The sequence below is a fragment of the Ensifer sp. ENS09 genome, from assembly GCF_014852425.1.
In the GTDB taxonomy this organism is placed as follows: Bacteria; Pseudomonadota; Alphaproteobacteria; order Rhizobiales; family Rhizobiaceae; genus Ensifer.
The window spans coordinates 117,219-141,901 of record NZ_JACVBP010000001.1; the positions used below are offsets into that span (position 1 = coordinate 117,219).

General features: G+C 62.0%; 20 protein-coding genes. 13 read left to right on the top strand and 7 right to left on the bottom strand.

All coding sequences use genetic code 11. From position 1 onward, the window contains the following. Window positions 1-120 precede the first annotated feature (120 nt). Window positions 121-1,641: an acetyl-CoA hydrolase/transferase family protein gene (locus tag IB267_RS00685; protein WP_192446022.1), complete on the top strand. Its 1,521-nt coding sequence runs from the start codon at window positions 121-123 to the stop codon at window positions 1,639-1,641. 69 nt (window positions 1,642-1,710) lie between these two features. Here the strand turns inward: IB267_RS00685 and IB267_RS00690 are convergent, their stop codons facing one another. After that, complete coding sequence (locus IB267_RS00690; RefSeq protein WP_192446023.1) at window positions 1,711-2,328, bottom strand: GntR family transcriptional regulator; 618 nt, start codon at window positions 2,326-2,328, stop codon at window positions 1,711-1,713. Window positions 2,329-2,697: 369 nt separating this feature from the next. Between IB267_RS00690 and IB267_RS00695 the strand changes: the two genes are divergently transcribed. From IB267_RS00695 to IB267_RS00715, 5 genes are all read left to right on the top strand, one after another. Continuing rightward, complete coding sequence (locus tag IB267_RS00695; RefSeq protein WP_192446024.1) at window positions 2,698-3,957, top strand: ferric reductase-like transmembrane domain-containing protein; 1,260 nt, start codon at window positions 2,698-2,700, stop codon at window positions 3,955-3,957. 110 nt (window positions 3,958-4,067) lie between these two features. Continuing rightward, complete coding sequence (locus tag IB267_RS00700) at window positions 4,068-7,232, top strand: c-type cytochrome (RefSeq protein WP_192446025.1); 3,165 nt, start codon at window positions 4,068-4,070, stop codon at window positions 7,230-7,232. Window positions 7,233-7,242: 10 nt separating this feature from the next. Next, window positions 7,243-8,142, top strand: a complete 900-nt coding sequence (locus IB267_RS00705; protein WP_192446026.1) for an OmpA family protein — start codon at window positions 7,243-7,245, stop codon at window positions 8,140-8,142. Further along, window positions 8,139-9,692, top strand: coding sequence for a caspase family protein (locus IB267_RS00710; RefSeq protein WP_192446027.1), 1,554 nt, complete (start codon window positions 8,139-8,141; stop codon window positions 9,690-9,692). The genes IB267_RS00705 and IB267_RS00710 overlap by 4 nt, the downstream gene beginning before the upstream one ends. Beyond that, complete coding sequence (locus IB267_RS00715; RefSeq protein ID WP_192446028.1) at window positions 9,689-11,218, top strand: caspase family protein; 1,530 nt, start codon at window positions 9,689-9,691, stop codon at window positions 11,216-11,218. The genes IB267_RS00710 and IB267_RS00715 overlap by 4 nt, the downstream gene beginning before the upstream one ends. A gap of 72 nt (window positions 11,219-11,290) precedes the next feature. Here the strand turns inward: IB267_RS00715 and IB267_RS00720 are convergent, their stop codons facing one another. From IB267_RS00720 to IB267_RS00735, 4 genes are all read right to left on the bottom strand, one after another. Next, window positions 11,291-12,067 (bottom strand): amino acid ABC transporter ATP-binding protein, encoded by a 777-nt coding sequence (locus IB267_RS00720; protein WP_064816988.1) that lies wholly within the window; start codon window positions 12,065-12,067, stop codon window positions 11,291-11,293. Between the two features lie 17 nt (window positions 12,068-12,084). Continuing rightward, the gene (locus IB267_RS00725; RefSeq protein ID WP_034796753.1) at window positions 12,085-13,242 is read right to left on the bottom strand and encodes an amino acid ABC transporter permease; all 1,158 of its coding nucleotides are present in this window, start codon (window positions 13,240-13,242) and stop codon (window positions 12,085-12,087) included. Between the two features lie 4 nt (window positions 13,243-13,246). Continuing rightward, complete coding sequence (locus tag IB267_RS00730) at window positions 13,247-14,440, bottom strand: amino acid ABC transporter permease (RefSeq protein WP_034796751.1); 1,194 nt, start codon at window positions 14,438-14,440, stop codon at window positions 13,247-13,249. 92 nt (window positions 14,441-14,532) lie between these two features. Beyond that, window positions 14,533-15,558, bottom strand: a complete 1,026-nt coding sequence (locus tag IB267_RS00735) for an amino acid ABC transporter substrate-binding protein (protein ID WP_034796750.1) — start codon at window positions 15,556-15,558, stop codon at window positions 14,533-14,535. Window positions 15,559-15,898: 340 nt separating this feature from the next. On the opposite strand from IB267_RS00735, the gene IB267_RS00740 reads away from it, so the two are divergent. Continuing rightward, on the top strand, window positions 15,899-17,089 hold the full coding sequence (locus tag IB267_RS00740; protein WP_192446029.1) for a cystathionine beta-lyase: 1,191 nt from the start codon (window positions 15,899-15,901) through the stop codon (window positions 17,087-17,089). Window positions 17,090-17,188: 99 nt separating this feature from the next. Here IB267_RS00740 and IB267_RS00745 read toward each other — a convergent pair whose 3' ends face one another. Both IB267_RS00745 and IB267_RS00750 read right to left on the bottom strand, forming a co-directional pair. Next, window positions 17,189-18,355 carry an FAD-dependent monooxygenase gene (locus tag IB267_RS00745; RefSeq protein WP_192446030.1) on the bottom strand — a complete coding sequence of 389 codons (1,167 nt, stop codon included), beginning with the start codon at window positions 18,353-18,355 and terminating at the stop codon, window positions 17,189-17,191. Between the two features lie 9 nt (window positions 18,356-18,364). Further along, window positions 18,365-18,610, bottom strand: coding sequence for a zinc-finger domain-containing protein (locus IB267_RS00750; RefSeq protein WP_043622135.1), 246 nt, complete (start codon window positions 18,608-18,610; stop codon window positions 18,365-18,367). Window positions 18,611-18,784: 174 nt separating this feature from the next. Here IB267_RS00750 and IB267_RS00755 point away from each other — a divergent pair, with 174 nt between their 5' ends. From IB267_RS00755 to clpA, 6 genes are all read left to right on the top strand, one after another. Further along, window positions 18,785-19,570 (top strand): alpha/beta fold hydrolase, encoded by a 786-nt coding sequence (locus IB267_RS00755; RefSeq protein ID WP_192446031.1) that lies wholly within the window; start codon window positions 18,785-18,787, stop codon window positions 19,568-19,570. A gap of 88 nt (window positions 19,571-19,658) precedes the next feature. Next, window positions 19,659-20,486 carry a serine O-acetyltransferase gene (gene cysE / locus IB267_RS00760; protein ID WP_192446032.1) on the top strand — a complete coding sequence of 276 codons (828 nt, stop codon included), beginning with the start codon at window positions 19,659-19,661 and terminating at the stop codon, window positions 20,484-20,486. Window positions 20,487-20,585: 99 nt separating this feature from the next. Continuing rightward, window positions 20,586-20,789, top strand: coding sequence for a DUF3126 family protein (locus tag IB267_RS00765; RefSeq protein WP_034796738.1), 204 nt, complete (start codon window positions 20,586-20,588; stop codon window positions 20,787-20,789). A gap of 279 nt (window positions 20,790-21,068) precedes the next feature. Next, complete coding sequence (locus IB267_RS00770) at window positions 21,069-21,425, top strand: phasin family protein (RefSeq protein ID WP_192446033.1); 357 nt, start codon at window positions 21,069-21,071, stop codon at window positions 21,423-21,425. A 238-nt stretch (window positions 21,426-21,663) separates the two neighbouring features. Next, the gene (clpS, locus tag IB267_RS00775) at window positions 21,664-22,017 is read left to right on the top strand and encodes an ATP-dependent Clp protease adapter ClpS (protein ID WP_043622145.1); all 354 of its coding nucleotides are present in this window, start codon (window positions 21,664-21,666) and stop codon (window positions 22,015-22,017) included. Between the two features lie 9 nt (window positions 22,018-22,026). Next, window positions 22,027-24,543: an ATP-dependent Clp protease ATP-binding subunit ClpA gene (clpA, locus tag IB267_RS00780; protein WP_192446034.1), complete on the top strand. Its 2,517-nt coding sequence runs from the start codon at window positions 22,027-22,029 to the stop codon at window positions 24,541-24,543. Window positions 24,544-24,683 lie beyond the last annotated feature (140 nt).

Here is a 24,683-nt window from a genome sequence, read left to right on the forward strand (position 1 = left end):
CTATCGTGCTCCTGCAAATCTTCATAGCGTGCGCACGCAGACATGCGAAAATAGGCGCACGACGAACCAAGCCCGCGCCGTCCTGATATGAGCCTCGTGGGCCATTTCTGGGAGTGCCCGATGAGCCATGTTTCACCAACCGACCTGGAAGCCAGGATCCGCTGCAAACCGCTGCGTGATCGCATCGCCACGCCGGAAGAAGCGGCCGCGCTGATCAAGGACGGCATGACCATCGGCATGAGCGGCTTCACCAAGGCCGGCGACGCGAAGGCCGTGCCGCTTGCCATGGCCGAACGGGCCGCTCGGGAGAAGTTTCGCATCAAGCTGATGACGGGCGCCTCGCTCGGTCATGACATCGACAAGACCCTGACGGAGGCGGGAGTTCTTGCCCGGCGTCTGCCATTCCAGTCGGACCCGGTTCTGCGCGCTGCGATCAACCGCGGCGAGGTGATGTTCATCGACCAGCATCTGTCGGAGACCGTGGAGCAGTTGCGCTCCGGCCAGATCAGTCCCATCGACTATGCGGTGGTCGAGGCGGTGGCGATCACCGAAGACGGCGGCATCGTTCCGTCGACCTCGGTCGGCAATTCCGCAAGCTTCGCGATCCTGGCGAAGAAGGTAATCGTCGAACTCAATCTCAGCCATAGTCCCGAACTCGAAGGCCTGCACGATATCTTCATTCCGGCGAAGCGCCCGAGCCGCACGCCAATCCCGGTCGTCGCCTGCGACAGCCGCGCCGGTTCACCCTACATCCCCGTCGATCCCGAGAAGATCGTTGCCATCGTCGTCACCGAGAAGGAGGACAGCGCCGCGCGGATCTCGCCGCCGGATGCGGAAACGACGGCGATCGCGGGGCATCTGATCGGCTTCCTTGAGGAAGAGGTACGCAAGGGGCGGCTCGACATGACGCTCAATCCGCTGCAGGCCGGCATCGGCGTCATCGCCAATTCGGTGCTGAGCGGCCTCGTCGACAGCCCGTTCCATGACCTGCGCATGTATAGCGAGGTGCTGCAGGACAGCACCTTCGAGCTTTTCGAAGCGGGCAAGCTGAGCTTTGCCTCGGCCTCGTCGATGACGCTCTCCAGCGCCTGGGCCGATCGGGTGTTCCGCAACATCGGCGCCTACAAGGACAAATTGGTGCTCCGTCCGCAGGAGGTGAGCAACCACCCGGAGATTATCCGTCGCCTGGGCGTCATCGGCATCAACACGGCGCTCGAATTCGATATCTACGGCAACGTCAACTCGACCCATGTCGGCGGCACCGACATGATGAACGGTATCGGCGGCTCCGGCGATTTCGCCCGCAACGCCTTCCTGTCGATCTTCGTTGCCAAGTCGGTAGCCAAGGGCGGGGCGGTTTCATCCGTCGTGCCGATGGTCTCCCATGTCGACCACACGGAGCACGACGTCGATATCCTGGTGACCGAACACGGCCTTGCGGATCTGCGCGGCCTGGCGCCGCGCGAGCGCGCACCGGCCATCATCGAGAACTGTTGCCACCCGGCCTATCGGGCGCTCCTGTCGGATTACTTTAGCCGCGCAGTCGCCACCCGCGGTGGACAGACGCCGCACATTCTGGAAGAGTCTTTCGACTGGCATGTACGTCGGCTGAAGACCGGCAGCATGATCCCGGCGGCCTGAAGTGCTTCGACGAAACCACTGTGAAAGCAATTGTTTGACGTGGTTTCTTTTGGTGAAGGTGACACCTTCTCAGGCGTCCGACAGATAGCTCATCAGCTCCGCCATCGCGGCCGACGCACTTTCCGCATCGGCCCGCTCGATCGCATCGATCACCGTGACGTGGCGGCGGACCGAGCCGGCCATCTTTTCGGGCGAGGACGAAGCAAACCAGATGCGGCGGGCATGTGTCTGCAGCGGCGCAAGCGCTGCAGTCAGGAACCGGTTCGGGCAGGCTTCTTCCATCAGTTCGTCGAACACTTTGTCGGCGACGAGAAAGCCCTCCATATCGCCTGCCTCGAGGCAGGCGGCCATCTCCGCACCGCAGGCTTTCATCGCACTTCTGTCTTCGGCGCTTGCGTGCGCTGCGACCAGAGCGGCCGCAAGCGGCTCCAGCTTCTGGCGCGTCTGCATGACATGCACCTGGTCGTCCGGCCGGATCGTGGTGATTTGCAAGCCGACGCGGGGACGGATATCCATGAGACCCTGCCAGGCCAGCTTCTGGATCGCCTCGCGAACCGGTGTTCGCCCAAGCCGGGCAAGTTCGATCAGCTGTCTCTCGGTGACCAGGGCGCCGGGCTCGAGCTTCAACGTGACGATCAGGCGTTCGAGCGCGAGGTAGGCGAGGTGAGCCTGGGATTGCGGTGACATGCCGTTCCTTTGGTGCTGATATATCAGCAGCTTGCACGAATTCCTGCAGCCAGGCAAGCGCCCAGATTGTCCGGATTTACGCCTGTCACAAGCGGCGGTTTTCCGACGCGCACGATAAAATAAGTGAATGCTTAAAAAATACGAATTTCAAAGGCATGAATAAGCGAACCTCATAGGACGTTTCCAATCGGAATCGTGTTGACGAACCGAAAGGTGCTTGCCACTCTCCCAACAAGGCCCGCACACGAAAGAGGTGTGAAGGCCGTTGCGGCAAGAACCTGGTTGCTGTTTCCTTGGTCGTAGGCGATCGAAGGCAACAGGCACAAGGTTGGGCAACAACCGTCAGCCATCGGCGTTGAGGGGCGCAAGATGCAAGTGGGCGCGTTTCTGGTCTGGTCCTTAATGGCATTTGCGGCGCTGCTGGCCGTACCCGCAGTCAGTCACACCAATGCATTGACGACGTTTTCGCTGATGGCCTCCTCTGCCGCCTTCGTCGGCATGGCGGTCGCCCAGTTCATGGCCGCGCGCCCGCCGTTCGTAGAAGCGCTCTTTGGTGGCCTCGACCGCGTCTATCACTTTCACCGCAGGATCGGCATTTCGGTGCTGTGCCTCATCCTCGTGCATTATTTCCTGAAACCCGACTTCAAGGGCCTGGCGCTGACGAGCGGGCTGAACCAGCTTGCCGCATCCGCCGGAGAGTACGCGTTTTACGGTTTCGTCGTTCTGCTCGTTCTCAGCATCGTCAAGATCATCCCGCGGACGAAGATCGAGATTCCGTACCATCTGTGGCGGTATACGCACCGCTTCATCGGCCTGTTTTTCATCATGGTCGCCTTCCATCAGATGTTCATCAAGCGTCCCTATGACGGCACCGCGCTTCTGGCTGTCTATCTCAACATGTTCGCGACGCTTGGCATCCTCAGCTATGCCTATACCCAGCTGCTGCCCTGGCTGCGAACCCGCGGCTACGAAGTCTTCGATGTCGCCCGCGAGGACGGGGCGACGGTGATTGCGGCGCGGCCGCTGCGGCGTGCCCTGCGCGCCAAGCCCGGGCAGTTCGGTTTTCTGCGAGTGCTGAAGCCGGGGCTGCGTGAGCCGCATCCGTTCACGATTGCCGGTATCGAACCTGACGGCATCGTGCGCTTCGCGATCAAGCCGCTTGGCGATTACACCCAGGCCCTGCGCGACGGCATCGCTGTCGGTGACCGGCTGAAGCTCGAGGGCGGTTATGGCCGCTTCAACCACCGCCGTGGCGGCAAGAAGCAGATCTGGCTCGCCGGCGGCATCGGCGTCACGCCGTTCCTGGCGATGGCGCGGCATCTGACGGGCCAAGAAGGGCAGGACATCCACATGGTCTATTGCGTGCGCGATCGGCGCGAGGCGATCGGCCTGGAAACCTTCGAGGGGCAGGCCGGAAAGCTCGGAAACTTCACGTTTGTCCTGCACGACAGCTCCGTGGACGGGCGCTTGGACGCGGCCAAGCTTGCGAGCGGCAGCGCGATCGATCCGGCGGACGCCGATCTCTGGTTCTGCGGTCCGCCACCCCTCAGGGAGGCGATCGTCAAGGGCCTGAAAGATCTCGGCAAGCGGCCGAAGCGGGTTGAATTCGAGCAATTTCAGTTTCGATAGTGCAGCAGATTTCAGTAGCGATTCTATTGTTTTAGGGAGTGGGTTTCATGCGCGGTCTGCAGAGAAAGCGAGAAGGCGCCTCGTTCTTGTCCGGGTTTATCCGTGGATCTTTGGCCGCTTCATTCGCGGCGCTGGTCGCCGTCTCGCTCTGTCCCGCTAGCGCCTCGGCGCGCGATGCCTTCGCGGAAGATGCCTTCTCCACCTACAAGGCCAATGTCGACAACGGCAAGTACATGTTCAACGCCGCAGGCTGCGGCGCCTGCCACGGCTCCGGCGACAACACCGAACTGCTATCGGGCGGCATGGAGATGAAGACGGCGATCGGCACCTTCTATGCGCCGAACATATCGCCACACGCCGATGGCATCGGCGGCTGGACCAACGCGCAGTTTTTGAACGCCGTGCTGGTCGGTCTCGACCGGGAGGGCAACAACCTCTATCCGGTCATGCCCTACACCTCCTATGGCGGCATGAAGCCGGAGGATGCGCTCGACATCAAGGCCTACATCGAGACGTTGCCCCAGGCGGATGCGGCGTCCAAAGAGCATGAGATAGCCTTCCCCTTCAGTCGCCAGACGACGATCACGCTCTGGAAGCGCAGTCACTTCACGGTGCCGGCCTACCAGCCGCGCGAGGAGACGCAAGCCGAGCGCGGTCGCTATCTGGTCGAGAATGTCGGCGGCTGCGGCGATTGCCACACGCCGCGCACCACGACCTACGGGCTCGACCTGGAGCGCGCTTATGAGGGCGAAAAAGATCTGAGCGGCGCGGTCGCGCCCGACATCAGCAAGGCGAAGATGGCCGGTCTTGCCTCGCCCGACGTTTTCACCAAGGGCTTGATCGAGGAAGGCAAGAAGCTCTCGGGCGCGCCGATCAGCGATCCGGTGATGCGGCGTATCGCCAGGGGGCTGGGCGTTCTTTCGGACGACGATCGCCGTGCGATCTATGCCTTCCTTGCCGATCGCGAGGTAAAGGCGCCGGCGCCGGTGGCGCAATCGGTCACGGCCGTCTGCAAGGAGAGCACGGCGACCGAAGCGCTGGGCGGCGGCAATGCGGCGCTGGCGCAGCAGGCCGATGCCTTCATCGGCAGATATTGCCGCAATTGCCACGGACCGGGCGAGAGTTCGCAAGGCAGCTACCCGGCAGGCGACCTCGCTTCGATTGCCGCCGACGCAAACTTCGTCACCCCCGGTGACGCCTCGAAGTCACGGCTCTACGCGACTGTCGTCAGCGGCCGCATGCCGCTCGGCAAGCGGCCCTCTGCCGAGGAGATCAAGGTCCTGGAGGACTGGATCAACGCTCTGAACGAAAAGAGCTTGCCGCAGACGGTCGCCGCGAAACCGGCGCGCGCCCGCCCGATGTTGGGTTATGGCGAGTTCGTCGACGCGGCGCTGAAGGACATCGAGACGGTCAGCGCCCTCGACCGCCCTTACATGCGCTACTTCTCCTACCGCGACCAGTACAACGGCATGATGGGCTGCGAGGACGACCAGACCTTCATGAAACGGATGGACGTGCTTGCCGGCGGCTTCAAGAAGCTTCTGAATTCGCTTTCCTACGGGCCGAAACTGGTGTTGCCGACAGAGGTCGACGGCACCAACGGCTTGCTGGTGCGCGTCGATCTGCGCGAACTGCAATGGGATACGGCGGACTATGACTTCCTGATCAAGCGCTACTTCTATGGGATCGATCCCGACAGCGACGCGTCGCTTTCGGCGCTCTCCAAGAAAACGGCGACGCAACTGCCGATCATGCGGGTCGACTGGTTCATGAGCAACGGCGCGCGGCCGGAGATCTACAACCGTCTGATGAAGTTGCCGACCCAGATCGCCGAACTCGAAAGGCGCTTCAAGATCGACGTCGCCGGCAACATTCGCAGGCGCGACGTGCTGCGCGCCGGGTTTGCCGACGGATCGTCCGGGGTTTCCGACCACAACCGCATGCTCGAGCGGCACGACATGCCGTTCGGCGGCTACTACTGGAAGTCCTATGATTTTGGCGGCGACGTCGGCAAGCAGGTGCTGAAGCGTTTCCCGCACGGGCCGAGGGAGTTGGCGCCGCTCGATGCGGGCCTCGTGCCGTTCGAGCATGACGGTGGCGAGATGATCTTCTCGTTGCCGAACGGCCTGCAGGGCTACTACCTCTCGACATCAGCTGGAAAGCAGCTCGACGTCGGGCCGACGACGATCGTGTCGTTCCGTAAGCGACCGATCGGCAAAGGTGTCGAGATCATCAATGCGCGGTCCTGCGTCGATTGCCACGCCGACGGTATCCTTTCGAAGCGTGATCAGTTGCGCGAGCAGATCGAGACATCGACGCTCTTCAGCAAGGACCAGCAGGATGTACTGCTTGCGATGTATGTGAAGCAGGAGGAACTGGACGAAACCTATCGCAGGGACCGGGAGCGCTTCGTCAACGCGCTGAAGGTGCTCGGCGTCACCGAGCCGACGCCCGATGGCGGCCTCCAGAGCAAGCACGCGCCGGGCGAGGCCGAGATCATCACCTACTTCGCCGACAAGTACGAGGACGAACTCGATTTCGATGCCCTGGCGGCCGAGTTCGACATGACGCCTAAGCAATTCTCCGAGGCGATCAAGCGGGTTACAAACACCGATGTCCTGCGCCTCGGGCTCGACTGGGTGACGACGCTGGAAGCCGGCGGCACCATTCCGCGCAACGAGGTCGAGCAGCAATATGCGTTGCTGATGGCGCCGCTCACCCAGCGGCGTCCGCTCGACACGACGGCGATCAACGTTGCCGGTTCCGAGCCGATGGCGGACGCCAGGCCGCAGTCGATCGCCGCCGCCGTGCCGGACTATCGCAAGGACGATGCGGGGGCTGACCACAAGCTCGAACTGGCACTGAACGTGAAGTCGACGACAGCGAAGGTCGGCGACGAGCTTTCCTTCGAACTCACTGCCAACCAGGCCTGCGAACTGCAGATCCTCTATGTCGAGGAGAACGGCAATGTCGAGGTCATCCCCGACGTCATGATCGGCAACACCACGCTTAAGCCGGGCGAGCGGCGCCTGATCCCGCAGCCGGGCACAGGCACGCTGACCTTCGACACGCCGGCGCCGGCCGAAACGATGCTGGCCTTCTGTCGCGCCGGCGGCCTCGGCGACCAGAGGCTGACGGTGGAAAAGGCACGGCAGTATGTCGCGACGTCGCGGTTGCCGCCGACGCGGGGGCTGGCGATCAACCTGGCCAAGCGGGCGCAGGGCGATGCCGGTGCCAGCAGTGTTCAGATGGTGACGTTCGAGATCAAGGATTGATGGGCGAGCCATGGTTCAGCTACGGGCATTTCTCCTCGCTTCGGCCGCTTTGGCGGTCTTCACCGCGCCGGCCATGGCCTGCAACGGCCTTCGTCTGGCTTCGGAGGCGTTGAACCGCGCCGACGAGGCCGGCACCAAGGTGGCGGCCGATCCCATAAACATGAAGGGCTGCTCGGCGACCGAGATCGCGCTGACCCGGCGCGTCGTGGCGCTCGCAACCTTCAACCGCATTGCGGCCGCGGTGGGGCAGGGCGCCAAGCTTGATACCTTCGAAGCGGAGCTGACGGCCGCAAGCCGCGACGCCGGCGGCCCCTGGCAAATCCTCGACGCGCTCGGCGATATCAAGCGCGAGCGCAAGGATTACGACGCCGCGGCGACAGCCTATCAGCAGGCACTGGAGGATGCGGCAAACGAGGAGCTGACGCCCGATTGGATGGCGCCGGACAAGGCCCATATCGAGCGGCTGGATCGCCTGGCCTCGGAAATGCGGCTCGCCGCAACCAAGCCGGTCAAGCTCGCCGCGCGCGGCGCCTGCAAGTTTTCCTATCGCGGTGTCTCGATCCGGAAGAAGGCGACGCCGGTGCGCTATGTCTTCGGCACGGCCGAGTTCACGCCTGAAGGCCTCGAGTCGGCCAAGGATCTGTTCGAATGCCTGAAGTCGGCAAAGCCGCCCGCAATCACCCTGATCGGTCACACCGACCCGGTCGGCACGCCAGAGGCGAACATGGTCTTGTCGATCGCCCGTGCCGAGGCCCTGGCGCATTACCTTGTCGATGCAGGCTATCCCGGCACCTGGACCGTGGTCGGCAAAGGCGAGGAGGAGCCGTTCAAGCCGGACGATCCGAGTGCCTATGACGAGATGATGCTGAACCAGCTCGACCGGCGGGTGGAAGTGGATGTGGGCAAGTGAAGGGGCCGCGCGAAATCCTGTTGGCGACAGGCTTGATCGCCTTGCCTGCATCCGTCGCCACCGCGGCGACCTCGGCGCTTGTTGTCGGCGTCGATGTCTATCCGCACGAAGTGAGCCTCGACGGCGCGGTCAAGGATGCGCTCGATGTGGCGCAGGCGCTGAAGGCGGCTGACGTCGGCCCGATCCGCCAGTTCGTCAATGAGCAGGCAACGAAGGCGGCCATACGCTCCGCCTGGATCGATTTGGTCGCGGGAGCGACGCGCGGCGATACGATCGTCTTCACCTATGCCGGGCACGGTGCGCAGATGCCGGAGCTGGTCGCCGGCAGCGAGGAAGACGGGCTCGACGAATTTCTGGAATTGCCGGGCTTCGACCGGGCACGTGCCGAGGAGACGGCGAGCGAAATCATCGTGGATAATGAGCTCAGCGCCTGGTTCGCGGAGGCGGAAGCCAAGGGCATTCACGTGCTGTTCGTCTCCGACAGCTGCTATTCCGGCGGCATGAACCGCTCGATCTCCGGCAAGACGCGGCTGGCGCCGATGGTGCGCGCCAAGGTGCCGCCGCCGTCGAAGGAGGCGCTGTCCGGCGCCAAGGTGAGGGATGTGGAGCTGTCGCAGGTGACGATCCTCGCCGCATCGCTCGAAAGCCAGCCGACGCCGGAGGTGGTGATCGGCGGCGAGCCGCGCGGCGCCCTGAGCTGGAGCTTTGCCCGTGCATTGGAAGGCGCCGCCGATCGCGACGGTGACGGTCGGATTTCGCGGGTCGAACTCGAAGACTATGTGTTTTCCAACGTCAAGCTGCAATCGGAAGCCTTGCAGGTGCCGAACTTCACGCCGCAGTTGGCGCGCTCCGACAAGGAGATCGTGCTGTCCCTGCCGCGCAGCGCCAAGTTCGGCGTGGCGCCAACAGCGAGTGGCACGAAGCAGACGCTGAAGTCGCCACGCGAAACCGGATGGACGGGTACGCTGCCATTGCGCGTCGTCGGTGAGATGCCTGATCTTGCCAATATCGGCGGCGATGGCATGCCCTATCGGTGGGAGGCAGCATCCGGGGTCTTCTATACGCCGAACGGAGACGTCGCCGCCGAACATGTCGCGCCCGAAAGGCTCCAGGGCGTGGTCGACAAATTCATCCTGGTGGATTTTCTGAAGGCGCTGGCGGCGCAGAGCCCGGGGGCCGTTTCGCTAAAACCCGTCAAGGACATCTATTTTGCCGGCGACCGCCTGAATGTGGAGGCGCCGCAGGGCGGCTATGCCAACATGCTGGTCTTCAACCTCGCCAACACAGGTGAAGCGCAGCTGCTCGACGTGCAGATTGCCGGAAGCGAAAGCCATGCCTTCAAGCTGCGTGACCTGGAAGTGGTCAAACCCTTCGGCGCGGACCATCTGGTCGCCATCGCGACCAATGCGCCTGTCGATGCGATCGCGGCCGCCTTCGCCAATTCGAACCTCGATGCCGCGGCGTTGCTGCGCTTGCTCGAAACGCGCCTGGAGGGGAGCGAAAGTACGATTGCCGTTCAACCGCTTTACACGAGAGGTCAGGGCCAATGAGCGCGAGCCTGAGATCGTGGGTGTCGTTCTTCCATATCCTTGCGTGTTTCACGCTTCTCACCGCTCCTGTGGTCGCCGGCGATCGGGCTTTGCTGATCGGGGTCGGCAATTATCAGAACCTGCCGGCGGAGTTTTCGCTGCCGGGGCCGGCAAACGACCTCATCGCGATGCAAAAGCTGCTTACGGAACGGCTCGGCTTCGACAGTACGTCGATCCGCGTGCTGAAGGACGGGCAGGCGACCAGAGCGGAAATCCTGTCATCCATGAACGGCTGGCTTGTCGATGCGACCAAGCCCGGCGATCGCGTCTATCTCTATTTTTCAGGCCACGGCCTGCAGGTGACGGATGCGGATGGCGATGAGGCGGATGGGCTGGATGAAGCGATTGCGCCTGCCGACATCGCTGCCGGCGAAACGGATTGGCAAGGCGCTGTCCTCGACGACGAGATCGATGCGGTGCTGGAGCGCCTGAAGGGGCGCGCGGTGACGGTCGTGATCGATGCCTGTCACTCCGGCACGATCTCCCGGTCGCTGTCCGAGGACATTGCGAAACCTATCGACGGCGCCCGCTTTCTCCCGCGTCCCGATGCCAAGCCGGTCGAGCAGGCGCTGACCCGCGGCCTTCGGATCGATCTTGCCCTCGTCGACAAGACGAAGCTCGTGGAAGCCGGGGTGACCGCCTGGAGCGCGGCGGCGCCCTATCAGGTCGCCTGGGACGATGCCCGGCTTCCGACTGCGGATCGGCATGGTGTTTTCACCGCAGCCTTCGTCGCCGGCCAGACCGGCAACGCTGCCGATGCCAATGGCAACGGATTGACGAGCAACGCCGAGCTTCTGGAGTATGTAAAGGCGCAATCTGCGTCCTACTGCGCCTCGCAGGAAGAATGCGGCAATCTCGACCCGCAACTGGACGGCAAGCCCGAGGCGCTCGGCGACAGCGCGATGGTGCCGGAAAAGCGCGATGCGGATGGCAACGGGCAGGGCGCGGACCAGAACGCGAACACCCCGGATGCGGCGGTGCCGGTCTATCAGGCGGTCAACGCCATCGATGCCATCGGTGATATCATCGGCAAGAGCGAAGCCGGCGATGTCATGCTCTCGATCGATAGGCCGACCACCATGAAGGCCGGTGAGGTCTTCAAACTGACGGTCAACAGCCGCACGGCCGGCAATCTCCTGCTTTTCGATGTCAGCGGCCAGGGCAAGGCAACACAGATATTTCCCAACGAGTTTGCGCAAAAGATCACGACGCTGGCGCCGGGCGTGCCGCTGACCTTGCCGGATGAATATTACGGCTTCGATTTCGAGGCATCGGGTGAGGGGGACGGCATTTTCGTTGCGCTTGTCGTCAGCGATGCGGTCGACCTGAGCGATCTTGCGCCAATGTCGCGGGGCCTCAAGGTGGAGGTCGATGCGCGCGAGACCTTTAGCGAGATCGTCGCGCGGCTGCAGAAGAACTGGACAGAGGATCTCGACACGCGCGGCATCCACTGGTCGGTTGGCACCCTGCGCTATCGCGTCGAGTAGGATCGAGAACGGCTAGGACGAAAAAACCCGCCTCGATGAGGCGGGCTTCTTTTCGTGTCGTCTCGGCCGATCCTAGTGCAGGATCTGGCTGAGGAAAAGCTTGGTGCGCTCGTGCTGCGGATTGTCGAAGAACTCGGCCGGCGAGTTCTGCTCGACGATCTGGCCCTGGTCCATGAAGATCACGCGGTTGGCCACCTGGCGTGCGAAGCCCATTTCATGGGTCACGCACAGCATGGTCATGCCTTCTTCGGCGAGCGACACCATGGTGTCGAGCACTTCCTTGACCATTTCCGGGTCGAGCGCCGAGGTCGGCTCATCGAAGAGCAGGATCTTCGGCTTCATGCACAGCGAACGGGCGATCGCCACGCGCTGCTGCTGGCCGCCCGAAAGCTGGCCCGGATACTTGTTGGCCTGTTCGGGGATTTTGACGCGCTTCAGGAAGTGCATCGCGATTTCTTCGGCCTGCTTCTTCGGCATCTTGCGCACCCAGATCGGCGCAAGCGTGCAGTTTTCGAGGATCGTCAGGTGCGGGAAGAGGTTGAAGTGCTGGAATACCATGCCGACTTCGCGGCGCACTTCGTCGATCTTCTTCAGATCGTTGGTGAGCTCGATGCCGTCGACGACGATCTTGCCCTTCTGGTGCTCTTCGAGGCGATTGATGCAGCGGATCATCGTCGACTTGCCGGAGCCCGACGGGCCGGCAATGACGATGCGCTCGCCCTTCATAACCTTCAGGTTGATGTCACGAAGGACGTGGAAGTCCCCGTACCACTTGTTCATTCCAGTGATTTCGACCGCAACATCCGTTGCGGAAACAGTCATTTTGGAAGCAGTGGCTGCGTTTGCCATGCGATCCTCCCCTCATTTTATCGTTTATGGGCCGTGTCGAGCACGCGTTCCATGAAACCTGAATAGCGCGACATACCAAAGCAGAAAAGCCAGAATATGAAGCCAGCGAAAATTAGCCCTGAGATCGGCGTCACCGAAGAGGCCCAGTTGGCGTCCGTGAAGTTGAAGCGGACGATGCCGAGCAGGTCGAACATGCCGATGATCGACACCAGTGACGTGTCCTTGAAGAGGCCGATGAAGGTGTTGACGATGCCCGGAATCACAAGCTTCAGCGCCTGTGGCAGCACAATGAGGTTCATCTTCTGCCAGAAGCTGAGACCGAGGGAATCCGCGCCCTCATACTGCCCCTTCGGGATAGCCTGGAGGCCGCCGCGCACCACTTCGGCCATGTAGGCCGAGGCGAAGAACGACACGCCGATCAGTGCACGCAGGAACTTGTCGAAGGTGACGCCCTGCGGCAAGAACAGTGGCAGCATGACGCTCGCCATGAAGAGCACGGTGATCAGAGGGATGCCGCGCACCAGTTCGATGAAGGCGGTGCAGAGCATCTTGATCACAGGCATATGCGATCGCCGCCCCAGTGCCAGAAGAATCCCGAGTGGCAACGACACGGCAATACCGACGAACGAAAGGATGAGCGTCACCATCAGACCGCCCCAGAGCGGCGTCTCGACGTAGGTCAGTCCGAACCAGCCGCCGGGAAGCAGGATCAAGGAAATGATCGGCAGCACGGCGAAGAGCAGGATGGCGTTGATGCCCTTGAAGGGAGCCTTCGGGATCAACATCGGAATGAGGAAAAGCACGAAGAGGATGCCGACCAGCGTCGGTCTCCAACGCTCATCGAGCGGGTAGCGGCCGTAGGCGAATTGGTCGAGTTTTGCGTTGACGAAGGCCCAGCACGCACCGCTCCAGCCATCCGGCTGCGAGCCTCCTTGAGCAACCGTGGCGCAAACGCCACGGCCGCCGCCGGTCCAGGCGGCGTCGATGAAGAGCCACTGGATGGCCGGAGGCACGAGCCACGCAAGCGCAAGCAGGCTGACGATGGTGAGCACCGCATCCTTTGGCGTCGCGAACAGGTTTTCGCGCAGCCAATGGACGATGCCACCTTCGGCGACCGGCGGGGCGGACCCTTCGATCATTGAGGTACGGACAAAAGTTGCCTGGTGTGTGTTCATGATCTTATCTCTCCACCAGGGCCATGCGGGCATTGAACCAGTTCATGAACAGCGACGTCGCAAGGCTCAGCGACAAGTAGACGACGATCCAGATCGTGACGATCTCGATCGATTGTCCTGTCTGGTTGAGGATTGTGCCACCGACGGCGACAAGATCCGCGTAACCGATCGCAACGGCGAGCGACGAGTTCTTGGTAAGGTTCAAATACTGGCTGGTGAGCGGCGGAATGATGATCCGGAGCGCTTGCGGAACCACCACCAGTCGTGTCGTCAGGCCGGGGCGTACACCGAGCGCGTGCGCGGCTTCCGTCTGCCCCTTGGATACGCCGCGGATGCCGGCACGCACGATCTCGGCTATGAAGGCGGCCGTGTAGAACGAGAGCGCCAGGAACAGCGACAGGAATTCCGGTCCGATGACCGAGCCGCCGGTGAGGTTGAATTTGCCGGCGACGGGGACGTCGAAGGTGATCGGCGATCCCGTGGCAAGGAAGACCAACAACGGCAGACCGATGATCAGGCCGAGCGACGCCCAAAGAACCGGGAAACGCTGTCCGGTGGCCTCCTGCTTCTTGCGCGCATAGCGTGACAGGAGGAAGCTGGCGACGATCGCGAGGACAAAGGCTAGAACCGTGTACAGCGAACCGTCGCCAAAGATCGGCTTGGGAAAGGCAAGGCCGCGGTTGTTGAGGAACATGTTGAGCGGCAGTGCTGCCGATTCACGCGGCTGCGGCAGGATCGCCAGGACGCCGCTGTACCAGAAGAAGATGACCAGCAGCGGCGGGATGTTGCGGAAGATCTCGACATAGGCGAGCGACAGCTTGGCGATCAGCCAGTTGTGCGACAGGCGGCCGATCCCGACTGCAAAGCCGATGATGGTGGCGGTGAAAATACCGCAGACGGCGACCAGCAATGTGTTGAGCAGGCCGACGACAAGTGCGCGCTGATAGGTGGAATCGCTGGTATAGGCGATCAGTGACTGCCCGACGTCAAAACCGGCGCGTCCATTGAGGAAGCCGTAACCGGAAGCGATGTTCGCCCGTTTGAGATTCTCGATCGTGTTGTCGGCCACCCAATAGACGAAGGCCCCGAGTAGGACGACGGTAATAACCTGATAAAAGATGCCGCGGACCTGCGGGTCGTTGATGATCGACCCCGACGGTTTCGATTTTTCAGGCGTAGTTGTGACGCCAATCGCCATGCAATGCCTCTTTCCCCTTTTCACCCTTTTGGGTGTTTTTATCGTTGGGATGGGGAAGCAGTTGTCCGCTTCCCCGGTATTTTCGGTTCGCTTTAGCGGACCGGAGGAGCGTACTGGATGCCGCCCTTGTTCCACAGCGCGTTGAGGCCGCGCTCGATCTTGAGCGGGCTGCCAGCGCCGATGTTGCGGTCGAAGACTTCGCCGTAGTTTCCGACGGCCTTGATCACGTTCACGGCCCATTCGTTGGTGAGGCCGAGGTCGGTGCCGATCTTCGAGTCAGCTTCGACGCCGAGGAAGCGCTGAACGTCCGGGTTGGTGGACTTCTTCATTTCTTCGACGTTGGCCTGGGTGACGCCGAACTCTTCAGCCTGGATCAGCGCGTAGTGAACCCAGCTGACGATATCGAACCACTGGTCGTCACCCTGGCGCACGGCCGGGCCGAGCGGCTCCTTCGAGATGATTTCCGGCAGGATCATGTGATCGTCCGGCTTCGACAGCGTCAGACGCAGCGAATAAAGGCCGGACTGGTCGGTCGTGTAGACGTCGCAACGGCCGGCGTCATAGGCGGCGTTGACTTCTTCAAGCTTTTCGAAAACGACCGGATTGTACTGCAGGTTGTTCGACTTGAAGTAGTCGGCGAGATTGAGTTCGGTGGTGGTGCCGGTCTGCACGCAGACAGCGGCGCCCGAAAGCTCCAGCGCAGATTTCACGTTCAGGCCCTTGCGAACCATGAAGCCCTGGCCGTCATAGTAGTTGACCGGGCGGAAGTTGAAGCCGAGCGCGGTGTCGCGGTTGATCGTCCAGGTGGTGTTACGGGCAAGGACGTCGACTTCGCCCGACTGCAGCGCCGGGAAGCGTTCCTTGGCGGAGGTCGGGGTGTACTTCACCTTGCTGCCATCCGCGAAGATCGCGGCGGCGATTGCCTTGCAGTAGTCTACGTCGAAACCGCTCCAGTTGCCCGAAGCATCCGGCGCTGCGAAGCCGGCGAGACCGGTGTTCACGCCGCACTGGACAAAGCCCTTGGCTTTGACGTCATCAAGAGTAGCGCCCGAAGCCGCCTGTGTGCCAATCCCCATGACAGCAGCGCCAACGAGAGCTGTCAGAATTCTTTTTGCCATTTTTAGAACCTTTTTCTGTTGTCGTTAGTTCCCGTCTGCACCGTCGCGTCTCCTAGCGCGGTGAGCCTCCGCCACCCTCCTGGCGCGAGTGTCGGCTATCTCATGCTCAATTTCCATGAGGGTCAAGAGAGGCCGCCGATTTTCTGGTTTTGCATGTGAAAAACTCGAAACAAGCCAGAAAGTTAGGCAGATCTTGGGGGTGTGGAGCGCGCTCTGGCGGAAAATTCGCCAGAAGTGGCCTCGCGACGGTCAAAACGACGCTTCATGATTTTTGCCACTTGACCGCGATTGTGGCTCGTTCGAAGAGTTTTGCATTCGAAATCTAGAAGCGGAATGAGCAATGGCAGACAGTGGCAATGTGAACGGCAAGGCAGGCATCAACACGCGTCTCGCCCATAGCGGCAACAACCCCTCCGATTACTTCGGCTTCGTCAATCCGCCGGTCGTGCACGCCTCCACGGTGCTGTTCCCGAACGCCAAGACCATGGAGACGCGGGCGCAGAAGTACACTTACGGCACGCGCGGGACGCCGACCACGGACGCGCTCTGCGACGCGATCAACGAACTCGAAGGGTCCGCCGGAACGATCCTCGTACCGTCGGGGCTGGCGGCGGTCACGGTGCCATTCCTCGCCTATCTCTCGGCCGGCGACCACGCCTTGATCGTCGATTCGGTCTACTTCCCGACGCGCCATTTCTGCGACACGATGCTGAAGCGCCTTGGCGTCACAGTCGAATACTACGATCCGATGATCGGCGCTGCGATCGAGAGCATGATCCGCCCGAACACGCGCTTGGTACACACCGAAGCGCCGGGCTCGAACACCTTTGAAATGCAGGACATCCGCGCCATCGCCGATGCCGCCCATCGCCATGGCTGCATCGTCACCATGGACAATACCTGGGCGACGCCGGTCTACTTCAAGCCGCTCGACCATGGCGTCGACGTGTCGATCCATGCGGCGACCAAATATCCGTCCGGCCATTCGGACGTGCTCTTCGGTACCGTCTCGGCCAATGCCGAGCACTGGCCGGCCCTGACGGAGGCGATGGTGACGCTCGGCGTCTGCGTCTCGCCCGATGACAGCTACCAGATCCTGCGTGGCCTTCGCACCATGGGCATCCGCCTGGAGCGGCACCAGGAGAGCGCACTGACACTGGCGAAGTGGCTGGAAACACGCGACGAAGTGGCCCGCGTGCTGCATCCGGCGCTGCCGAGCTTCCCCGGCCACGAGCTCTGGAAGCGCGATTTCACCGGCGCGAGCGGCATCTTCTCCTTCGTGCTGAAGGCGGAGAGCCCGGACCGCTTCAAGGCCAAGGCGCACGCCTTCCTCGATGCGCTCAGGCTCTTCGGGCTTGGCTATTCCTGGGGCGGCTTCGAAAGCCTCGCAGTCCACGTCGGTCTCGGCGATCGCAAGGTTGCGCTGGCGCCGACGGAGGGACCGGTTCTCCGGCTGCAGATCGGCCTTGAGGATGTGCCGGACATCCGCCGCGACATCGAAGCGGGGCTGGCTGCGGCAAACGCAGTCTGACAAGCACAGGAACGGGCGCCGCGGTTATCCGCGGCGTTTTGCTTTTCTGGGGGAGGTTCGCCGGGTGAGCCGGGCCAAATTGCAGCGGGCTGCGGCTTCCTAGCGTTCCGGCGCCCCGTAGCCGTAGAGCCAGTCGAGGTCGGCTGCCAGCGCGTCGGGCCCCTTGAGCTTCAACACCATGTCGCGGCCGATACGCACCGGGCCGCGGGCGTGATAGGCGAAATGGTTGAAGGCCGCACGGCGGCGGACGCGCGCGATGCGTGGCCTGCGAAGCGCCTCGAATTTCCGCAAGGAATCCGCGACGCTGAGGTTTTCAGACAGGCAAGCCGCAAGCGCGGATGCGTCCTCGATGGCCATGGCCGCACCTTGCGCCGCAAAGGGCGTCATCGCATGGGCCGCGTCGCCGATCAGCACTGTTTTTTGACCATCATGCCAGGCGCCGTCGTCGACGGTGCAGAGCGGCCAGTAGGTGGGCGCCACGGCCTTATCGAGAAGCGAGCGGATGCCTGGGCTCCAATCGGAAAAGGCGTTGAGGCAATCCTGGCGCCGCGCGTCCGAATCCTTGCCGACCCAGATCGCGTCGGTCTCCTTGCCCTCGATGATGGCGACGAGATTGAAACCGCCGACTTCCCGCAGAGGATAGGCAACGAGGTGGGCGCGCGGGCCGAGGAAGGCGGTGACCTCACCGCGGTTGAGCACGCCCGCGGCAACGTCGCCTGCAAGCGTCATGCGCCAGGCGATATTGCCCGAGAACCGGACACGGCCGGCGGCGGGCACGGTCTCGCGCAGCCGCGACCAGATGCCGTCGGCGCCGATGACGACGTCCGGCATGCGCCCCGTCACTGCCGCGATCGCCTGGTCCCCGGGCTTGTCGATCTGGCATCCGAGGTGGAGACGGCAGCGCAGTTCGGATTGAACAGCCTGAAACAGGATTCTCTGAAGGCTGGCGCGGTGGAGAACGGCATAGGGCGCATGCCAGCGGCGGCGCGCGAAGGTCCCGGCCGGTACGCTGGCAAGCGCGCGCAGAGAGCGGCCGTCAACGAGCCCGATGCGCTCTGGCTCCGTCCACACACTCTCAAGCTGCGCCAGCAGGCCGAGCTCGATGAGGATACGGGAGGCGTTCGGCGAGAGCTGCAGGCCGGCGCCGACCTCGGTCAGCGCCGTTGCCCGTTCGATGATGTCGACTTCGAAGCCGCGCCGGGCGAGGCACAGGGCAGCCGTGAGGCCGCCGATGCCGGCGCCGATGATCGCGACGGGGCGCGACATCGCCGCTTATCAGGCAGCTTTATGGGCGAAGAGGCAGCCGGGGGGATTGGTTTCGGTCGCCTTCAGCTTCGGATTGTAGCGGTAGAGGGTGGAGCAGTAGGAGCAGACCTTCTCGCTGTCGTCACCCATGTCGATGAAGATGTGCGGGTGATCGTAGGGAACGGATGCGCCGGTGCACATGAATTCCTTGACGCCGATTTCGATTGCCTGATGTCCGCCGTCATTCTGGAAATGCGGGATGCTGTGGCCGGCCATGTCATGCTCCGATGAATGCAAGTCTGAAGGTCAAATTTGGCGGCACCATAGTCAGCTTTGCCGGAAATGTGTAGCGGCAAAGCTGCCGCAGTTGTGGTTTTTGCCGGTGCGGGGTTTCGCCCGCCAAAGTGACGAACTAGGTTGCGCCGGATCGATATGCCCGAGGATGAATAGATGGATCTCACCCCGCCGCCGTTTTCCCGTTTCAATCATGACGGTCTGGAGATCGCCTTCTTCGATGAAGGCGACCCGTCCGGCGCGCCCATTGTGCTCATCCATGGCTTTGCCTCCAGCGCCAACGTCAACTGGGTGTTTCCGGGCTGGCTGAAGACGCTGGGCGATGCCGGCTACCGCGTCATCGCGCTCGACAATCGCGGCCACGGCAAGAGCAGCAAGCCCTACGACCCGGAACTCTATCGCCCGCAGCAGATGGCGGGGGACGCTGCTGCATTGCTCGGGCATCTCGGGATCGCCGAGGCCCATGTCATAGGCTATTCGATGGGTGCGCGCATTTCGGCCTTCCTGGCGCTCGCGCATCCTGACCGCGTGCGCTCGCTGGTCTTCGGCGGCCTCGGCATCGGCATGGTGTCGGGGGTAGGGGATTGGGATCCGATTGCCGACGCTCTGGTGGCGCCGTCGCTTGACGACGTGACCCATGCGCGCGGGCGCATGTTCCGCGCCTTTGCCGACCAGACCAAGAGTGACCGGCAGGCGCTTGCGGCATGTATCTCGACCTCGCGGGATCTGCTGACGGCACAGGATATGGCGCGCATCGAGCAGCCGACGCTGATCGGCGTCGGGACGACCGATGACATCGCCGGATCGGCCGAAGAACTTGCCGCGTTGATGCCGCATGCGCGGGCGCTCGACATTCCCGGCCGCGACCATATGCTCGCCGTCGGCGATCGGGTTTTCAAGAAAGGGGTGCTCGAATTTCTGACGGAGATCGATCGCATCTAGCGTATCGTTGTCGCCGCCAGACGCCATTTAAGTCACGCCTGATTTCCCCTATAGTAATGGCAGGCACGGACAAGGAAGGAGAGCGACGATGGTCGCCAAGACCGAACTTCGCCAGGCAGAAGCGCTGAAAGTTATGGACCCGATCTGGAATAGCCTGCGCGAAGAAGCCCGGGTCGCCGCCGAGCAAGACCCCATGCTCGCGGCCTTCCTCTATTCCACTGTGGTCAACCAGCATTCCCTCGAAGAAAGCGTGATCTACCGCATCTGCGAAAGGCTGGATCACCCGGATCTGCAGGCGAACCTTTTGCGCCAGACCTTTTCTGAAATGCTCGAGGACTGGCCGGAATGGGGCACCATCCTGCGTGTCGATATCCAGGCCGTCTACGACCGCGACCCCGCCTGCACCCGATTCCTCGAGCCAGTGCTCTATTTCAAGGGGTTCCACGCGATCCAGACGCATCGCCTTGCCCATTGGCTGTTGAAGCGCGGCCGCAAGGATTTCGCCTTCTACCTGCAGAGCCGCGCGTCCAGCGTGTTCCAGACGGACATCAACCCCGCTGCCCGCATCGGCCGCGGCATCTTCCTTGACCATGCGACCGGCCTCGTTGTCGGCGAGACGGCCGTCATCGGCGATAACGTCTCGATCCTGCACGGCGTGACGCTTGGCGGCACGGGCAAGGAGGGCAGCGATCGCCATCCGAAGATCGCAGATGGCGTCCTGATCGGCGCCGGAGCGAAAATCCTCGGCAATATCCATATCGGGCACTGCTCGCGCGTTGCTGCCGGTTCGGTCGTGCTGAAACCGGTGCCGCCGAAATCGACCGTGGCCGGCGTGCCGGCAAAGGTGGTGGGCGAGGCTGGTTGTTCCGAGCCGTCGCGCCAGATGGACCAGATCCTTGCCAGCTTCGATATCTGACATGCGGGAACCGGTGCGTAGCCTCTTTCGAGGGGTTTACACCCGCCAATGCAGCGTGCGAGAAGCGCCGCACAGTTTAAACGGCTACGGAGACGTGTTTTGAAGCCCGAAGAAATCCGCAAGCTTGAAGCCTATTTCAAGCGCACCTTCAATCAGCAGATGGTCGTCAAGGCTCGCCCGAAGAAGGACGAGTCCGCTGAAGTCTATCTCGGTGACGAGTTCCTCGGTGTGGTCTTCCGCGACGAGGAAGACGGCGAGCTTTCCTACAACTTCTCCATGGCGATCCTCGACATCGACCTCTAAGGTCCAGCGTCGGACGCTTTCAGTATAAACCCCGAAAATCCCTGGGATTTTTGGGGTTTATTGTTTTGTGCGGGAGGTTGATGTCTCTCTGGGCAATTGCTCGCTATTGCTCATCTTGGGGCTGTAGTGAACGCGGCAAGAAATTTCCTGCCGGACGCCGATATTTCATCAAGTTGTTGCATCTGTTGTATTTTATTGCATCGCACACTCGTCTTGACTTTTTGTGCAGTGCACATAAACTGAAGCCTCCAGATCAGGCCGTCACCAAGGAGACACCGGATGTTCAACTTCGACGATGCAAACAAGAAGAGCAAGGAAGCCATTGACGTGGCTGTGAAGAGCTATTCCGCCTGGACCAAGGGTCTCCAGGCTATTGCGACCGAAGCCGCCGACTTTTCGAAGAAGTCGTTCGAGGACGGCGTCGCGCATGTCGAAAAGCTGACCAGCGTCAAGAGCGTCGAGGCTGCATTCGAACTGCAGACCAACTTCGTGAAGTCGAGCTACGAAGGCTTCGTCGCCGAAGCAACGAAGATCGGCGAAATGTATGCCGACCTCGCCAAGGACGCCTACAAGCCCTACGAAGCGCCGGTTGCCAAGGCAACGGCAGCAGTCAAGGCAGCCGCTGCAGCAGCCTGATCACCGGCTAGAACAATTTCCCAATAAAAGGCCGGTCGCAACGCTTGCGGCCGGCCTTTTTGTTTTCGCATAAGCTGTGCGCAGCCCAAAGAAAGTTGATCAATCTTGCCGGTCAACGTGCGATTATGATTGCAGTGTGTTGGTTCGGTCTTAAAATCTGAAAACGAACCATTAGATAAAGGGCAAGCAGGCTGCGGCCGAGTTCGATGGGTCGCTGCTGGACAAGGAACTGACAAGAATGATCGCCATGCCGGTCCGGATGCAGCAAGGTAGCGATGATGAGGGGAACGGCAACAACCGCAGCACGTCCGTCATCACGCGTACCAAGCCGAAGACCAAAAAGCCGAGTTTGTATCGTGTTCTGCTTTTGAATGACGATTACACGCCGATGGAATTTGTCATCCATATTCTGGAGCGCTTCTTTCAAAAGAACCCGGAAGAGGCGACCCGCATCATGCTTCACGTCCACAATCACGGCGTGGGAGAGTGCGGCGTCTTCACCTATGAGGTCGCCGAAACCAAGGTGACGCAAGTGATGGATTTCGCCCGGCAGCATCAGCATCCGTTGCAATGCGTCATGGAAAAGAAATGAGGAACTAACGTGCCAACATTTTCGCCCAGCCTCGAAAAGGCGCTGCACCAGGCACTGACTTTTGCCAACGAGCGCCACCACGAATACGCTACGCTCGAGCATCTGCTTCTGGCATTGATCGACGATGCCGACGCGGCGGCCGTGATGGGCGCCTGCAACGTCAATCTTGAGACGCTGCGCAAGACCGTAACCGATTACGTCGACAACGAACTGTCGAACCTGGTGACCGGCTACGACGAAGATTCCAAGCCGACGGCCGGGTTCCAGCGCGTGATCCAGCGGGCGGTCATTCACGTCCAATCGTCCGGCCGCGAGGAAGTGACCGGCGCCAACGTGCTGGTCGCGATCTTCGCCGAGCGCGAAAGCCACGCTGCCTATTTCCTGCAGGAGCAGGAGATGACCCGCTACGACGCGGTCAACTTCATCTCGCACGGTATCGGCAAGCGGCCCGGCAGCTCCGAAGCCCGCCCGGTGCGCGGCTCCGACGATCACGAGAGCGAGCAGAAGCCCGCGCGCGACAACGAAGAGGCAAGCGCCAAGAAGCAGCAGGACGCGCTGACCGCCTATTGCGTCAACCTCAATGAGAAGGCGAAGTCCGGCAAGATCGATCCGCTGATCGGCCGTCACGCCGAGGTGAACCGCACCATCCAGGTGCTGTGCCGCCGCTCGAAGAACAATCCGCTCTATGTCGGTGACCCCGGCGTCGGCAAGACGGCGATCGCCGAAGGCCTTGCCAAGCGCATCATCGAAAAGAAGGTGCCGGAAGCGTTGCAGGATGCGACGATCTTCTCGCTCGACATGGGCACGCTGCTTGCCGGTACGCGCTATCGTGGTGATTTCGAAGAGCGCCTGAAGCAGGTGGTCAAGGAACTCGAGGACTATCCGGGCGCCGTGCTGTTCATCGACGAGATCCATACGGTCATCGGCGCCGGTGCCACCTCCGGCGGCGCCATGGATGCGTCAAACCTGTTGAAGCCGGCACTGTCTTCCGGCGCGATCCGCTGCATCGGCTCGACGACCTACAAGGAATATCGTCAGTTCTTCGAGAAGGACCGGGCGCTTGTCCGCCGCTTCCAGAAGATCGACGTGAACGAGCCGACGATTGCCGACGCGATCGAGATCATGAAGGGCCTGAAGCCTTACTTCGAAGAGTATCACCACCTGAAATACTCGAACGAGGCGATCAAGGCGGCCGTCGAACTGTCGGCCCGCTACATCAACGACCGTAAACTGCCGGACAAGGCGATCGACGTGATCGATGAATCCGGTGCCGCACAGATGCTGCTGCCCGCCAGCAAGCGTCGCAAGCTGATCACCGAGAAGGAGATCGAGGCGACGATCGCGACGATGGCGCGCATTCCGCCAAAGACGGTCTCCAAGGACGACGAGGCGGTGCTTGCCAACCTCGAGCGGGAACTGCGCTCGGTCGTCTATGGCCAGGACCTGGCGATCGAGGCGCTCGCGTCGTCGATCAAGCTGGCCCGTGCCGGCCTGCGCGAACCGAACAAGCCGATCGGCTGCTACGTCTTCTCCGGCCCAACCGGCGTCGGCAAGACGGAAGTCGCCAAGCAGCTTGCGACCTCTCTCGGGGTCGAGCTCCTGCGCTTCGACATGTCGGAATACATGGAGCGGCACACGGTTTCGCGTCTGCTCGGTGCACCTCCCGGCTATGTCGGCTTCGACCAGGGCGGCCTCCTGACCGATGGCGTCGACCAGCATCCGCATTGCGTGCTTCTGCTTGACGAAATCGAGAAGGCGCATCCGGACCTGTTCAACATTCTGTTGCAGGTCATGGACCATGGTTCGCTGACCGACCACAACGGCAAGAAGATCGACTTCCGCAACGTTATCCTGATCATGACGACCAATGCCGGCGCATCGGAAATGGCCCGGGCCGCCATCGGCTTCGGTTCTTCCAAGCGTACGGGCGAAGATGAAGAGGCGCTGAACCGCCTGTTCACGCCGGAATTCCGCAACCGTCTGGACGCGGTCATTCCGTTTGCTTCGCTGCCGACCCCGGTCATCCACCAGGTGGTGCAGAAGTTCGTCATGCAGTTGGAAACCCAGCTCGCTGAGCGCAACGTCACTTTCGACCTCGCGCCGGAGGCCATCGCCTGGCTGGCCGAGAAGGGCTACGACGAGAAGATGGGCGCGCGGCCGCTCGCCCGCGTCATCCAGGAAAACATCAAGAAGCCGCTCGCCGATGAAATCCTCTTTGGCAAGCTGAAGAAGGGCGGCGTCGTCAAGGTGACGATCGGTACCAAGGCCGATGGCACCAAGGGCCTGTTGCTCGATGCAGTTCCGGAGACAACGCCGATCAAGCCGAAGGCGGAAGTATCCCGCCCGGCAATGAAGGCGGCAAAGCCGAAGAAGGCCGAAGACAAGGAAGAGGTGGGCGCCGAGTCCGCGCCGAAGTCCAAGCCGAAGAAGGCTGCCGCCAAGGCGTCAACGGATGACGAATCCGGGGCAGGCGACGCGGCTCCCAGAAAGGGCCGCACGGTGCCGAAGGTGCCGCGCAAGAAGTAACCCCGCAAGACACGTTCGACGGCGCCGGATGCAAACCATCCGGCGCCGTTTTTCTTTGAGGACGAAATAGGAACCCCAGCGTGGTTTTTCGCCCGCGGGCCGGTCCGATAGCCTATATTCGGCTTTACTGATCCCGGACG